The sequence below is a fragment of the Sphingobacterium sp. JB170 genome (genome assembly GCF_900163865.1).
Taxonomy (GTDB): domain Bacteria; phylum Bacteroidota; class Bacteroidia; order Sphingobacteriales; family Sphingobacteriaceae; genus Sphingobacterium.
On the sequence record NZ_FUKU01000039.1, the window covers coordinates 40904 to 55367 of the forward strand.

The 14464-nt window shown below is 40.7% G+C and carries 12 protein-coding genes; 1 reads left to right on the top strand and 11 read right to left on the bottom strand.

Going from position 1 to position 14464, the window contains the following annotated elements; genetic code table 11:
• Nucleotides 1-101: 101 nt before the first annotated feature.
• From FM107_RS11600 to FM107_RS11650, 11 genes are all read right to left on the bottom strand, one after another.
• Nucleotides 102-1157: an NAD(P)-dependent alcohol dehydrogenase gene (locus FM107_RS11600; protein WP_086948678.1), complete on the bottom strand. Its 1056-nt coding sequence runs from the start codon at nt 1155-1157 to the stop codon at nt 102-104.
• 488 nt (nt 1158-1645) lie between these two features.
• The gene (locus FM107_RS11605; RefSeq protein WP_086948679.1) at nt 1646-2086 is read right to left on the bottom strand and encodes a DinB family protein; all 441 of its coding nucleotides are present in this window, start codon (nt 2084-2086) and stop codon (nt 1646-1648) included.
• A 22-nt stretch (nt 2087-2108) separates the two neighbouring features.
• Nucleotides 2109-2420: a helix-turn-helix transcriptional regulator gene (locus tag FM107_RS11610; RefSeq protein ID WP_256959484.1), complete on the bottom strand. Its 312-nt coding sequence runs from the start codon at nt 2418-2420 to the stop codon at nt 2109-2111.
• Nucleotides 2404-2853, bottom strand: a complete 450-nt coding sequence (locus FM107_RS11615; protein ID WP_086948681.1) for an SRPBCC domain-containing protein — start codon at nt 2851-2853, stop codon at nt 2404-2406. The genes FM107_RS11610 and FM107_RS11615 overlap by 17 nt, the downstream gene beginning before the upstream one ends.
• A gap of 131 nt (nt 2854-2984) precedes the next feature.
• Nucleotides 2985-5519: a tetratricopeptide repeat protein gene (locus tag FM107_RS11620; protein WP_086948682.1), complete on the bottom strand. Its 2535-nt coding sequence runs from the start codon at nt 5517-5519 to the stop codon at nt 2985-2987.
• 687 nt (nt 5520-6206) lie between these two features.
• Nucleotides 6207-6659, bottom strand: coding sequence for a PepSY-like domain-containing protein (locus FM107_RS11625; protein ID WP_086948683.1), 453 nt, complete (start codon nt 6657-6659; stop codon nt 6207-6209).
• Between the two features lie 20 nt (nt 6660-6679).
• Nucleotides 6680-7123: a PepSY-like domain-containing protein gene (locus FM107_RS11630; RefSeq protein ID WP_086948684.1), complete on the bottom strand. Its 444-nt coding sequence runs from the start codon at nt 7121-7123 to the stop codon at nt 6680-6682.
• A 57-nt stretch (nt 7124-7180) separates the two neighbouring features.
• On the bottom strand, nt 7181-8467 hold the full coding sequence (locus FM107_RS11635; protein ID WP_086948685.1) for a cell wall metabolism sensor histidine kinase WalK: 1287 nt from the start codon (nt 8465-8467) through the stop codon (nt 7181-7183).
• A complete protein-coding gene (locus FM107_RS11640; protein WP_086948686.1) occupies nt 8468-9139 on the bottom strand; it encodes a response regulator transcription factor in 672 nt (223 codons plus the stop codon).
• Between the two features lie 463 nt (nt 9140-9602).
• A complete protein-coding gene (locus FM107_RS11645) occupies nt 9603-11858 on the bottom strand; it encodes a multicopper oxidase domain-containing protein (RefSeq protein ID WP_086948687.1) in 2256 nt (751 codons plus the stop codon).
• 52 nt (nt 11859-11910) lie between these two features.
• Entirely contained in the window at nt 11911-12360 is a 450-nt protein-coding gene (locus FM107_RS11650) for a DUF3347 domain-containing protein (RefSeq protein WP_086948688.1), read from the bottom strand.
• Nucleotides 12361-13081: 721 nt separating this feature from the next.
• Between FM107_RS11650 and FM107_RS11655 the strand changes: the two genes are divergently transcribed.
• Entirely contained in the window at nt 13082-13912 is an 831-nt protein-coding gene (locus FM107_RS11655; protein ID WP_086948689.1) for a hypothetical protein, read from the top strand.
• Nucleotides 13913-14464: the final 552 nt, after the last annotated feature.

Here is a 14464-nt window from a genome sequence, read left to right on the forward strand (position 1 = left end):
ATCCGATGTGTCCATACTTTGGGTAGCGCACGATAAAAAGTGCTGATTTGCTCGCAGTTCTACAGGTGCACGTCAGCTCTTTTTAAAACATAAACAGACCATTAACTTTTCAACGAGGCCATATCAATTACAAAACGATATTTCACATCGCCTTTCAACATTCGCCCATACGCCATGTTGATGTCCTGCATTCGGATAAGCTCGATATCCGATGTTATATTGTGCTCGCCACAGAAGTCAAGCATGTCCTGTGTTTCCGCGATACCACCAATAGACGAACCTGAAAAACTTTTACGTTTAGGAATTAAACTAAATGCAGCAACAGGAAGTGGTAACTCCGGCGCACCCACAATTGTAAGTTGACCATCCCTTTTCAGTAAACTTAAATAAGCATTGATGTCGTGCTGAGCAGAAACACAATCCAGAATGAAATTTAATGTATTGGTATTGTTTTTCATTTGCTCTTCATCGTTAGAAAGGATGACGTCATCTGCTCCAAGACGTTTTGCATCTTCGATTTTTGACATAGAAGTCGTAATAACGACAACATACGCCCCCATTGCCTTTGCCAGCTTCACGCCCATGTGTCCCAAACCTCCGATTCCGACAACACCAACCTTCGTCCCTGGACCAACTTTCCAGTGTCGTAATGGCGAGTAAGTTGTAATACCCGCACACAGCAACGGAGCCGTCGCCGCTAAATCTAAATTTTCTGGTACACGTAAGACAAAGTCTTCTGTAACAACAACACGTTCGGAATACCCCCCAAAAGTTTGTTGATTCAACTGATTTTCGTGCCCGTTATAGGTTTGTATATTGCCTTTTTCGCAGAACTGTTCTAACCCTTCTTTACAACTTTCACACTCCCTACAGCTATCCACCATACACCCCACTCCCACCAGGTCTCCAACCTTGAATTTCGTTACCTTATCGCCAATTTCCGTAATCCTTCCCACAATTTCGTGCCCCGGTACATTTGGGTACTTCGTCCCGTGCCACTCATTGCGGGCGGTATGGATGTCTGAATGGCAAACACCGCAAAACAGTATATCAATTTCTACATCATTCGAGGTAACCTGCCGACGCGAAATAGCTAACTGTTTTAAATCTGCTTCTGGGGCTTCGGTTCCGAACGCTTTAACTGAAAATGTATTCATAATTTCCTCACTTTATTATTTCGTTAACACAAATCTATTCATTGTCCATAGCATTCGATGCCTTTTTATCCACATAAATTAATTCGAACGCAGATGGCTCCATCGCGTATTATAAAACTCGCTAAGAGGTGAAATTGTTTTTCCGATTTGAAATTAAAGCGAAAGTACATCGACTCTGAACAATAACCTGTACGAAATGCAAAGAAATGAATTATTAATTAATGCACTGTTTATGAGCTGAAGCTGCATCAAAACATAACAGTATAGACGAGCGAATATATATTTTTTTGATTTTTCACTGCTCGTTTGCGACTAATGAAGCCTCTCGGCTCATGATTTCCGTTGTTTTTGATTAAGGCATTTATGTGGAAAATGGGATGCGAAACCGGGTTTGCTAATTGGGCAACGGATAACATTTCGAAGTTATAACTTCCAAACGGGCCTCCACCCTATCAAATTGATATTAGCGGCGGGAGTAACGCGCACTTTTAATTACCTTTTAATATAGTTGACGATATTTGTCCGCAATGATGCGAATTGTGGAATAGCACTAGTGAAAACAGTTTGATTCTTGATAGCTTACCAAACCATGGGGTATCCACTTCTTCAAGCCATGCAACTTCCGTAGTATTCTTGACTAAACTTTTAAGCATTTTGTACCCCTTTTCGAAATAATTATGACTTATATCAAGGTCATAGAGAACTCCTGTATCTTGTTTACCCATTGTCGTTCCCTCAATAGTAGTTCTATAGCCGAAAAATTCACCAATTAAATTTATAGTTTCACCAATATGTCTGTAAATAAACCCGGCGGATGCTGTTTGGTCCGTTAAACGAAAGCTACTGTTCGTAGCGTTTATCTTTTCGCAGAAAAAAGCACAATCTTTTCGGTTCTGTTCCAAAAGTTGGAATAAGATTTCTTTTTGCATGATCGTATATTTTAATTTAAATCTATTTATGTTTTAAAATCGTATCTAAGTTGCTTAATTTTTTGTTCCAAAAGTCGTCAAAATGCGTCAACCATTTGCGTAAACCAATAAAACCATCTTGACTTAGCGTGCAAAAGCGTTCTCGGCCAACATCTTTTATTGTAATAAAGCCCGCTGCTTCCAAAATTCCGATATGTTTGGAAACTGCCGGTCGACTCATCTCGAAGTTATCGGCTAAACTGCTTATGTTATAAGTTTCTTTAGTAAGTAAATGCAGCATCTGTCTGCGACTTGGATCCGCAATAACCTGAAAAGCGTCAAGAGTTTGTCTCACAATCGTTATTCTTATTTAATAGGTCTAACATTTTCTGAATATTCTTAAGCCATCCATCGGTCATACCTGTTAGAATCGTGTAGTTTTGATCTTTAAACCCGGAGTGTCTCAGGTTTAATAATGTACCATTCTCTTGTTCTTCTAATGTCCATTCAACAAGAGTGTCAAGTGTTGTTATTTCTTCACTCGGGCCACCTTTCCAACTGTATACAAGCTTTTTTAAAGATACAACTTCAAGGACCTTACAATAGAAAACTCCGTTTAGTTCAAGAGCAGGAATAGGACTTGTCCAAAATTCAAATTCATACCCCACTACGGCTTTGAAGTTGTTAGGCATAAGCCATAATGCAATTAACTCCGATTCCGTGAGGTATTTCCATATTTCCTCGGACGATTGCTCATAAATCCACTGATGTTTAATTTCTGTTTTCATACGCTTAATTATGTAACCGTGAAGTTACGAATATAAGCGTAACTTTCGAGTTACGCAATTGTTTCTTAAAAAAAAGTTGGAGTTCCCATCTAGACTGCGCACACTGAGTCTACGCAGCTGAGACGTACTTGTTACTTTTTGTTCAGCTTCTGTAAACGTTTTTTTGCTGAAGGGATGACATCATCTTCTCCTTCATAATTTTCAATCACACTTTCCAACGTACTCTTTGCTTGGAAAGCATCACCTTTACTGGCATAGGTATCCGCAAGCAAAAGGAAACTCTTGGCCACCCAGTAGTCTTGTGACCCCATATTGTTGATCACCTCAAAGGCAGTTTTCTGGGCTTTATCATATTCCTTGTCTTCATATTGTAATTGCCCCATGCGGTACCGTGCCTCTGCGCCGACTGCTGTTTGGCTCTTCTGCGCCGCTAGATTCAACTCCTTCATGGCAGGCGCCACGTTTCCTTCCAGCAGGACGGCTCGCGCACTGTACAAGTGTGCCCTGGCAATATCCTCCTCCGATGACCGTTCATAATTCTTTATCAACCTGACATACTTAGCCACCTGTTCCATGTCACCGATTTGGAAATAACAAATCATCAGGTTACTTACTGCATAGTTATAGTTCTCCTTGTATTCTGAAGTCAACTCTAGTTTTTTGAGATGCACAATTGCCTCGTTGTATTCTTCCAAATTCAGGTATAACGCCGCCACCGTCAGCAAGGTGTTTTCCGTATACTTGCTCGTCCAATCGTTCAGGATAATATTCAGGTCATGTAACGCCTCTTTCGGGTGTCCGGTACGGTACAAACTCACCCCACGTATATAACGGGCATGTTTTTCCTGTCTGGGTTTCGGGAATTTATCAAAATAGGCATTGATCGCTTCCACTGCCGGTCCAAACGCCCCCCTAGAAAATAATGAATTAGCCACCTGGAAAGCCAAGTTATCCTGCTCCGGGACACTTAAATCACTAATATTGGCGCTCATCGCGTAATGAATGTAGCTCGAAGCATCTCCCTGATCTAGATATATGTTTTCTATGGAGCGGAGCGCTTGTTTTGCCTCATCCGTCGTAGAATATCGCTCGACCACTGTCTCGAACGAAGCCTTCGCCGCTTCGCTGTCCCCTTTATTGTACTGGACAAGCCCAATGGTCATCAAAGCACGGGGAACATAGCTGCTGCGGGGATATTCCTTGATCATCCGCTGTAATCCTTCGATGGCGGTATCGTAATCTCCGCTAGTGAAATATGTATACGGAACCTCAAATCCCACATCATCCGCATACTTTGAATTTGGGAATTGTTTCACAACGGACGACAGCGTGCTGAGCTTGGTTTCATTGTCGCCCTGTAATCCATAAATAATCCCCCGCTGAAACAACGCGTAATCCTGATTGGGCGCTTCGCTGTTAATCAGCTGGTCATAGTACTGATTGGCTTTACCGTAGTTGCGTAAGGACAAATACGAATCACCCAAACGGGCGATCACATCATAACGTACATTTTCCTCCACGGAACTCCCTTCGCTAGCTAAAAAACGTCCGAAATAATCTGCCGCCATACTGAAGCTATCGTTGCGGAACGCGGCATAAGCGAGGCCGTAGTTTGCATAACTGTATACTTCAGTGTTTCGTGCGGCAGGCAACCGGAGAAACCGGGAAAAATTGTCCACAGCTTCTTTGTACTTGCGTACTTCATACATCGCTTCAGCTTTCCAATACGTGGCTAACGCTGCCATATTCGGATCGATCGGGAATTTTTCGGATCTCATGAACAAGGATATACTATTCTCGAAAGCACGCTCGTTGTAGAACTCCAATGCGCGGTAATACGTTGCTTTTTGATAGGTTGTATCGGTTTGCTGCCCTCTGTTTTTTAAGGATTCGAGTAAACTAACCCCCGCGTGGAAATTACTTGTGCCCAACAAAATTTCGACGGCTAACGTTTCCGGACTCTCTTGTATTGTCGTATCTGGAATTCCGGCATATTTCTGAGTGATATATTCTTGGAGAACCCCTACGGAAGCTTGGGTGGAGTCCATTTCGTGTAAGATTTTGGCGTAGTTATAAAGCGCATCCACTTTCAATATCGGATCCATATCCATTTTCATTGCTCTGGCAAACGAATTTCGGGCACGTTGTTTATCTCCAGTTTCTAGGGCAATATGTCCCAACGTGATAATCGAGCCCTGATAATAGGCGTCTGAAGTTTCCAAGCGCTCCAAAATAGAAGTCGCTCTTTCGTACTCATGGGCTCCATATGCCAGGTAACTGATCCGGTAATTATCAATGTTGTCTCGCGAAGCGTCCGGATGCCGTTTCAGTAATTCATCGTTATAAGCTTGTTTGAATCGGTTCCTTTCAAAATATGTTGCAGCGGCGATCTGGCGCAGCTCGACCGCGATCGCTTCCCGGTTGATCGTCATATCTGGGCTCCGGCGGGCCTTTACGGCATCAGCAAGCATCGGCCGGTAATCACGTACGACATCGATGGAATCCATTACCGTAGCTGCACGCTCCTGTCGCTGCTCGCTCGGTTCTTGCGGTACTTCCTCTTGTTTCTCCTCTTGTTGCGCATAGCCCATAAACAGCATTGCTGAAAAGACTCCGGTCAGTAAGTATTTCCGGTAATTATCACCGATGCTTTCTTTCAATCTCATTGTTCGTCCGTATTTCTGAGTTTTACCAAACGTTCCTTCGCCGAGGAGATAATATTGAAATGTCCCCTAACTAACTATAGCCAAAACTAACGAATTCCAGTCACAATTATGTAAGTCCTCAGCAAAAACCTGGCCGCTAAAAGGCAATCCACTCGCGATATACACGAGGTGCCCGTTTCATAAAACACCTAAAGTATCGAGATAGGCCGAGCGTCTGACCAGCTTCCACAATAGACAACACACTATCCCTTTATCAATCTGATATCGTACTGTTTTTAATTTACATTTTTAGATGTACGTTGGGGAGATGTTCATTAGATTCTTGATCTACATTATTGGATGAAACAGCACTGCGAGCAACGTTGCGGGAAACAAAGTAGTCACGTTGTATCATTCGATAGGTTGTTCCAGCCTGTATTTCTATTTTATGTCACACGCCACCTACTTTTACCGACTTGGGATCAAATTGAAGGGTTGATTGTGTTGTTTTTAATAGGGCGACATTTCACCGTTACTAGTTATCACCCTCCGCATCGAATATTTGACAACTTATGACATTATCACATTGCAGGTTACTAGATATATTATTTTGTCGTAGCATCCGCACCCCGTAACGAAGTTCTTACAGTCCGCGGATGCTGCAACAAATGAAAGTGAAGATGTGAAATATCGTAACTAAGTATTCCTTTACAGATCTATGCGTACAAAATCTCCGTCCAAATTAAATACCAGGTCAAGGCCACTAGTCAATTCGACATCAAAGCCGGCGCGTTCTTTGTCAATATCGTTGATTCCAGCATCGGGATATTCTGTACCCACATAATTCACGATGGTCGGGAGAATAAACGCCGTAGGTAAATACAGATTAGCCGGTGCATCTGCTTCCTTCCAAACACCGTCTTTATCGAACTTGACAACCACGCCATTGTCCAATCGGGCTTCGTATTCTATACCCTCCGATCCTTCATTTTCTTTCTCGACCGATATTATTTTCTGATCTCCGAAATGTTCCTTTAAAAAAGACTGACCTGTTGCAGGCAAATCTTCTGTCTTAATTATTTCTTCGTTATCGTCCTTGTCGCAAGACGCCAATACCGTTACCATCAGCATCGCTACCGATAAATTTTTTAACTTTTTCATGTTATTGTTTTTTGTTTTGATTAATCATCAATTCTTACGAACTCGCCATTCCGATCGAAATCCAAATCAAGTCCGCTAGTTAATTCTACCTCATATTTACGTGACGATCGTGAAATCTGCACGATTTTATTGTTCGGAAAACTTTGGTTTACATAATTCCGAATGTTCTCTGGAACAATTACAGCCGGAACGGCCTGCCGCTGAGCGTCTATTTCTGTCCACCGACCTTTGCTGTCAAATTCCAATTCGGTACCATCCGTGAAGGCAACCTTGTATTCTTTCCCGGAGAAGCGCTCATCTTCCAAAATTACATAAGATACAGATTTTACATCGTAATGTTTTTTAACAAATTCTTGTGCTGCCGGTGGCATTTGATTGACGGCAATCGCTTTTTCTTGTGCTTGAGTGTTAATAGCCAAAAAGGTTACGGCTACAGCTACAATTCCTTTTACATACTTTCCCATATTTTTTTATTTTATTCTTAATCAAAGATCGTCTCCAATTTGGGAAACAATTAGGAATCAAAAAGATTTATGCGAAATACGGAAGACATGCATGTATGTTTCGTAAGAATAGGAAACAGTAATTGCGGGATAGTTATCGACGATGGATTTAACAATGGATAGTCCCAGACCGTTTGACTGCGAATCTTGCGATCCTTTATGAAAGCGGTCGAATATATACTCAGGATTTAGGGCTTCGCCTGTACTCGTGTTTCCAATATCAATACTGTCCTTCTGGATGTGGATTCTTACGACGCCACCTTTGATATTGTATTTTATTGCGTTTCTTAAAAGATTTGAAATTAAAACAAGAGCCAGATCAGCGTTATAGGAGGATATAAATTCTCCTTTTTCGATCAATTCGAGTTCCAGCCCCTTAAATTGTATCAGGTCTGACAGGTCCTCCAGTAAACCTTTCATCAATTTATTGAAGGTAACAGTTTCGACATGATGGTACTGCCTGTTTTCGATACGGGATAGCATTAACAAAGACCGATTCAGGCCTACCATACGTAAAAGCGATTCCTTTGCTTCAACTATTTTAGATAAAGGATCTTCGTCTAATCGTTCATCATTCATCAATAAGTCCAACTTGTTTATAGTCACCGTTAATGGAGTCTGAAGCTCGTGAGAGGCATTCTCGATGAAACGTTTTTGTTGTTCAAAGATTTGTTCATTACGGTCGATCATATGCATAATATGCTTTTCAAGGTCGTCGAATTCTTTTACTTGACTATTTACGGGCGTAAAGCTTCGGACATTTCCAAAGCGATAGTTCCGCAATCCATTAATGATCAACTCGAAAGGCTGCAATGCTTTGGCAAGAACGAAATAGTTGATGAGCATGATACTTAGGGCGATCACGACATATAATACCGAAAGAGAAAAAGCTAGATTAATCAGAAAATCGTCTTCCTCGACGGTCGATGTCCGTATCTCTAATTCATACGTACTTCCGCTGCGGGTATAGAAGCCTGTATGAAGAACCCGATACGGCTCTTCTTCTTCATCATAGGGCATATAGAACTTTTCGTTCGAAAAGCGATTTTTATCGGTAAACTCAGAAGGAGTTGCAGGCAATATGCGAAATTGATTGATCCCGAATTCTTTGGTTTCTTCGATGATCTCAGGATTATCATAGGCTTCGCGTATAATTTCAATTTTTTGATTCTTCAGTCCATCGTCGATATTGTCGTACACCTCGTCCATCAATACAGCATAGAAGAGCAAGGCCCAAATCGCCATAATCGCCAATATTGCGATCACGAGATAACGATTTGTATACGTTTTTACTGATACTGACATCTAAACCAATTTGTAGCCTACTCCATACACCGCCTGGATATCGATCTGGGCATCGAAGTTTTTCAGCTTTCGCTTTAAATTTTTAATTTGAGAATAAATAAAATCCAGATTATCGGACTGATCTATGTTATCTCCCCATACAGCTTCCGCCAAATACGTCTTTTCAATTAAGCGGTTGGGGCGCAACATAAAATAATACAAAATATCATACTCTTTCCGATTCAGGGGTAGTTCTTCTGCATCAACCAGAACCTGCCTTGCTTCTGGAATCAATTCAATATTTTTATAGATGAGCTTTCTATCTCCGTGCTGCCCATTCCGGCGGATGATCGACTTCATCCGCGCCAGTAATTCTGCCAAATGAAAAGGCTTAGCCAGGTAATCGTCTGCTCCAATTTCCAGGCCTAACACCTTATCTTGAACATCGCCTTTGGCAGAAAGGATCAAGGTGGGCTGCCTTCGTCCGGCCTTTTCAAGTTCCCGCAAAATATCAAGCCCAGTGCCGCCCGGTAACATGATGTCCAGAAGAACACAATCGTAATCGTAGTTCAGTACTTTCTCCAGACCCAACTGATAGGTCAGCGCTTCTTCTACCAAAAAGTTTTCCCTCTGCAGAAATTCTTTGATACTCTGAATTATTTCGAACTCATCTTCAATAATAAGGATCTTCATCTTTTGTTAAAAATACAATATTATCATTCAATTCTGGAATGATTTGGGAACTATGATGCATCTCGAAACGCAGACGATAGTTTAAAGTATTAAATCTAACTAGATCTAGCCAAATACCTAGTTTTCAAAACCAGCCTCTAAAGGTGAAAATTTTATTTTCGGGTTATTGTTCGAAAAAGGTTCTGTCAGCGAGATCGCATTCCAGTCGGGGGTGAATATCCTACGGCATATTCAATAAGCAAGGAATCTACCTACATTACACATTGGAAAGAGGAGTATTTTATAGCGGTAGCGAAGTATTTAATCAGTTTTTCATCTCGCAGTTGCGAAATTTGTTATTATAATAACAACATTTTCTTGATAAAAACCAGCTCCATTCAAATTCACACAAAGGATAATACAGATTTTGAACAAACAATATACTCTCCAAAATTTCACAAGGGATTATTGCTTGTCGTAGTTATTAATAGTTGAGTGAAAGCCCCGCACCAAAGCCCATATCACTGTCATAGTGGGTTCTAATTCCCATATTTTTATTAATTATATATTTCAACTCTCCCATATATTCCCTGTCGGTGTTAACCATAAAACCGGCTCTTATTCTCTTAGAAATCGAAATATCTTCCCGCATCAGGGACAAACGGGCGATGCCATCATGATATATTTCTGCCTGAAAATTCACCAACATGGGAAGTGTGTACACAAAACCTAAACTAACCGCATTTCGGCTATCTTTTTTATTAGACTGACCAAACAAATTCTTTTCGTGTTCGTCAACTCCCATATTCCGATATCGCGAATCAAAACCAATAAAAGGCATAAACCATTGCATTTTATCTACATAACGACCCAGATGCGCTTCCACTTCGTATCCGTGCCTATCATTATATCCCAAACGCCACTCTGTTGAAAGGTTCCAACGTGCGTTTTGTAATCTAGCCATTCCGTCAATCCCGTTGGTAGCAAAGTCACTTTCCAACATTAATTGTTTCATATTACTTTCCATTTGCAACATGTTATATGCCTTTTCTTTATGGAGCAACAACGGGTTTTCATAATCACCCACGCTGAATACCCGGTTCATTCCTGCCATCATGTGGTACAAAATATGGCAATGAAAAAACCAGTCGCCCTCGGTGTTCGCTGCAAACTCAATCACGTTGGTTTCCATCGGCATAATATCCAAAACATTTTTGAGCGGAGCATATTCCCCCTTGTCGTTCAACACTCGAAAGTCAAACCCGTGTAAGTGCATCGGGTGGCGCATCATCGAGTTGTTATACAGCGTAATGCGTAAAACATCTCCTTTCTTCACTAAAATCTTATCTACTTCCGAAAAAACCTTGTTGTCCATGCTCCAGACATAACGGTTCATATTTCCGGTCAATTCAAAACGCATTTCTCGAATCGGTGCATCCGTTGGCAAAGTGGTTGGAAAGGGCGATTTCAGCATTCCATAATTTAGGGTAACGATGTCCGAAGTGCTGCTATGATGGCTGGAATGATCGTGCATATTCATTTGCTCAGACGAACTCTCGGAATTATTCTTGTGCTCTTTTGCGCTTGTAACTTCGGGATACATCACGGCATTCATATCCATTTGTTGCAAGCTCATATTCATGCCCATATCCTCCATATCACCATTCATCTTCATCATACCATTCATCATTTTCATCCCTTCAAAATATTTCAATTTTGGCAAAGGATCGGCTGATTTCTTGGTCCCTTGGCCTACAAAAAGTGAGGCAGAACCTGTCCTGTCTTCTGCGGTAGCTAGCAATTCGAAAGAAGTATTATCTTCGGGGATGGTAACAATGATATCATAAGTCTCAGATACAGCTACGATCAGACGATCCACTTCTACCGGTTCAACATCATTTCCATCATTGGCAACGACCGTGATTTTCCCGCCGGTATAAGTGAGCCAAAAATAGGTCGACGCCCCAGCGTTGGAAACCTTCAATCGGACTTTGTCGCCTGCTTTAAATTGCGCAAGCTGACTGCTTTCTTTACCGTTGATCAAAAATGCGTTGTAATACACGTCACTCACATCCATCGCCAACATCCGTTTCCACTCGTTGGTCAGCTTCGTCTTAAAATGACCGTCACGAATGGCTTCAGCGTAACTTTGGGTTGTTCCTTTTCTTATGGCAAACCAATCCGAAGCATTACCCAACATGCGTTGGACATTTTCGGGTTTGTAATCCGTCCATTCGCTCAATGTTATTGGAACGGTAGGCAAATCATCAATGCCTTTTCGAAATTTATCGCTGTGTTTTTTCTTTTTGATGATAAACGAACCATACATTCCAATCTGCTCCTGATAACCTGAATGGCTATGGTACCAATGTGTCCCGTTCTGAATGAGTGGAAAACGATAAATATGGGTAGTGCCGGGAGCAATCGGCATTTGCGTTAGAAGTGGAACACCATCTTCCTTGTTCGGAAGGTACACCCCGTGCCAATGTAAAGATGTAGATTCTTTGAGTTGGTTATGCACGTGAATTTCTGCGGTATCGCCTTCGGTAAAAGTCAATGTAGGCATTGGTATTTGTCCGTTCACGGCAATAGCTCTTTTATCTTTTCCTGTAAAATTGACAAGGCTATCCTTTACGTAAAGATCGTATCGCACCACTTTTTGGGCGAAAATTGAAGTTGCCGTCCACAGGGTAAACACTGCAGACAGTATCATTTGTTTCAAAAAAAACTGAATGTTCATGACGTTGTTATGTTTGGATATCGCTAAGTGGTGTAATCAACAGTTCCGCTTTTTACGAGGGATTATTTATTTGGACTACACTCCCACAGTTAAGCATTGTCGAGCCGTAGTAGGGGTTTTTTATTTCCTTTTCGTTGCTTAACCAATAGGCTTTTTTCATGGGGCAATATTGATAATACACGAGCGAATTTACTTTATCGGTGCTTTTTAAAATTTGCCATAAAGTAGTTGAAACCTCATTAAAAGCGGCTCTTTGTTTCTCCAAATCTTTTGCTTTTTCGAGTTTATCTACAGCCTTATTCAAATCGGCTTTTTGTTTAAAATCTCCGGACGAATTTATTCCTTTTTGCAGATTAATAATCGCTTCCGAAGCTAATTGCGTTTGGCTGTTCACCAAGGCATTTTTCACTTCGTAATAGTTAGTTAAAAGTATGTTGGTATTTTGTGCAGATGCTGAATATCCGAATAGCAAGATAGCCAGGATTAAAAAGATATTTTTCATTTTACTTGAATTTTAGAGCGTTATTTAATACTGCTAATTTCGGCATAATGCTATCTAGTGTCTTTATACTATTTCGTGTTTTATTTGTAAGATTTTAGACTTTAACTCTTCGTCACCTACGTGCATTCACAATAACCGAAACTCATCGCTAACGCAGCGACCATACGAGACAATGAAATTCCAAAAAAACTGGAATAATAAGCCTGCCGTAAAGGGAATACCCAATATATTACAGATAAACGCGAACAATATTTCAGCTTTATATTTTTTGGATACCCTCTCCTCAACGTCAACAACCCTTCAATATACTAAAGCACAACCTTTTTATCAAATCTGATTCAATTTATTTTATTGACTTTTAGCGTTTTATAGATGTTGTCATCGTAAGTTTGTTAGATAATACTTTGAAATGCTCAAACAAAATAATATTTTGTTTGAGGTATTAACAGCGAGAAGAAATAAGACCGTTATCTGTACTAAATTTTTTATGTAAATTTACTTTCAATAAATAAATCCGTTTTTAATTTATCAAAACAAGCGCCGGTTCAGCTGAATTGTCGTTCGCATTTTTTTTTAATAGCTGCCCAAAGGCAGTGGAAAAATGATGCTCATCTATTATATTTCGCAGAACTTTAAGCGACATATGGAGTAGAAAAGTGATGAAAAGCCGTTGCAAGAACGGTTTTTCACGGATTTGTCACAAAAAAACAAGATAAAAGCTATGCATAAACTTAGAACCATAATTTTAGCACAACTAGTAATTATTTTGCTCACAAGTGGATGTAGCGGGTACAAATTTTTGTCAAACGGCGTGATGGTAGATGAAGATCCAACTTACTACAACGAGGACTCTCAAATTACATTCGAACTGTTTGGTGATTATACCCTGTATAATAAAGATACCGAAAAAGGTTTCTCAACCACAAAACTAAATCGGTTGGATAAGAAATTGTTGCGTAAACTTCGTGTTCCGAAACACGCTAAGGCGCTTTTTTCAGGCAGTCCAGGTATACAACCATTTTATAACGTAGTTGCATTGGTCGAGCAAAATAATATCGACCAAAATTCGCAAAACTATCAAGGTTACGAGCAACTCATGGAAGGAGGTCAATTGTTGTATTACTACAAAAAATCCGAACTGATGAACAAGCGAATCTATCATGCGATAATTCCACGAGCCACGGCCAACATTCATTTACTCTATTATCAAGATACGGACGACGAATGTGTGTACTGTGATATTGAGCGACTGGCTAAGATGAACAGTTCATCCACCGAGGGCAAGGAAATATCTTATCCACACACAACTTTTGCAGCACCGAATGGTTCGGAAAAAACTGTTCAAATAGAGATTCCACAGCGCAAGAAAGCTGACGATTTGGGTGTTGTCAAATTTTACGATACAAGCAAACGCATGTTTCTTGGCTTTTCTGTAATCCAAGGAAAGCAGAATACCGTAACATTCTCGCTCCCTCCCGGTAATTACAGTTGGAAGTACACAGCGCTGAATGGACACCTCCTATCAGAAGATACGTTAACTATTCAGCCTTAGATGGATATTTCGTTACCTAGCAGCTTTCCCAAGTACCGACAATTCGGCAGCATGGATTGTGATCCAGGATCCCTCAAAATGATTGCCAGATATGACGTCCCTAAATTCGCGATGCGAGCACTTCGAAAAAAATAGATATCGAACGAAAAGGCGGATCGAAATTTGAAAATAAATAATCCTGCATTGGAAGATCGATGCCTGAATACCAAAAGTATTTTCGCCAACTACTTAGATTATCTTTTATTCGATCATTTTGTTAGAAACGGACACAGGTCAGAAGTATTCTTCAAGGTGTGATAGGAATATAAGGTTATAAACAATTCCATCCAGGGTTCACAGCGTAGATGACAGAATTGTCAGTATACATCATCCCACGTACGTCCTATCGTAAGGGGAAATTCTGCAGCAAAAGTGGAGTTCGGAGCAAAGATCAACGTCTCGTTCGTTTCTAGGTTTGCGTTCCTTGAAACGGGATGCTTACAATAAAAGAGTACGGTTCACTAGTGTCCCATTAAAATTGGGACGTTTTAAAAATTAAATAAATTTGGCCCA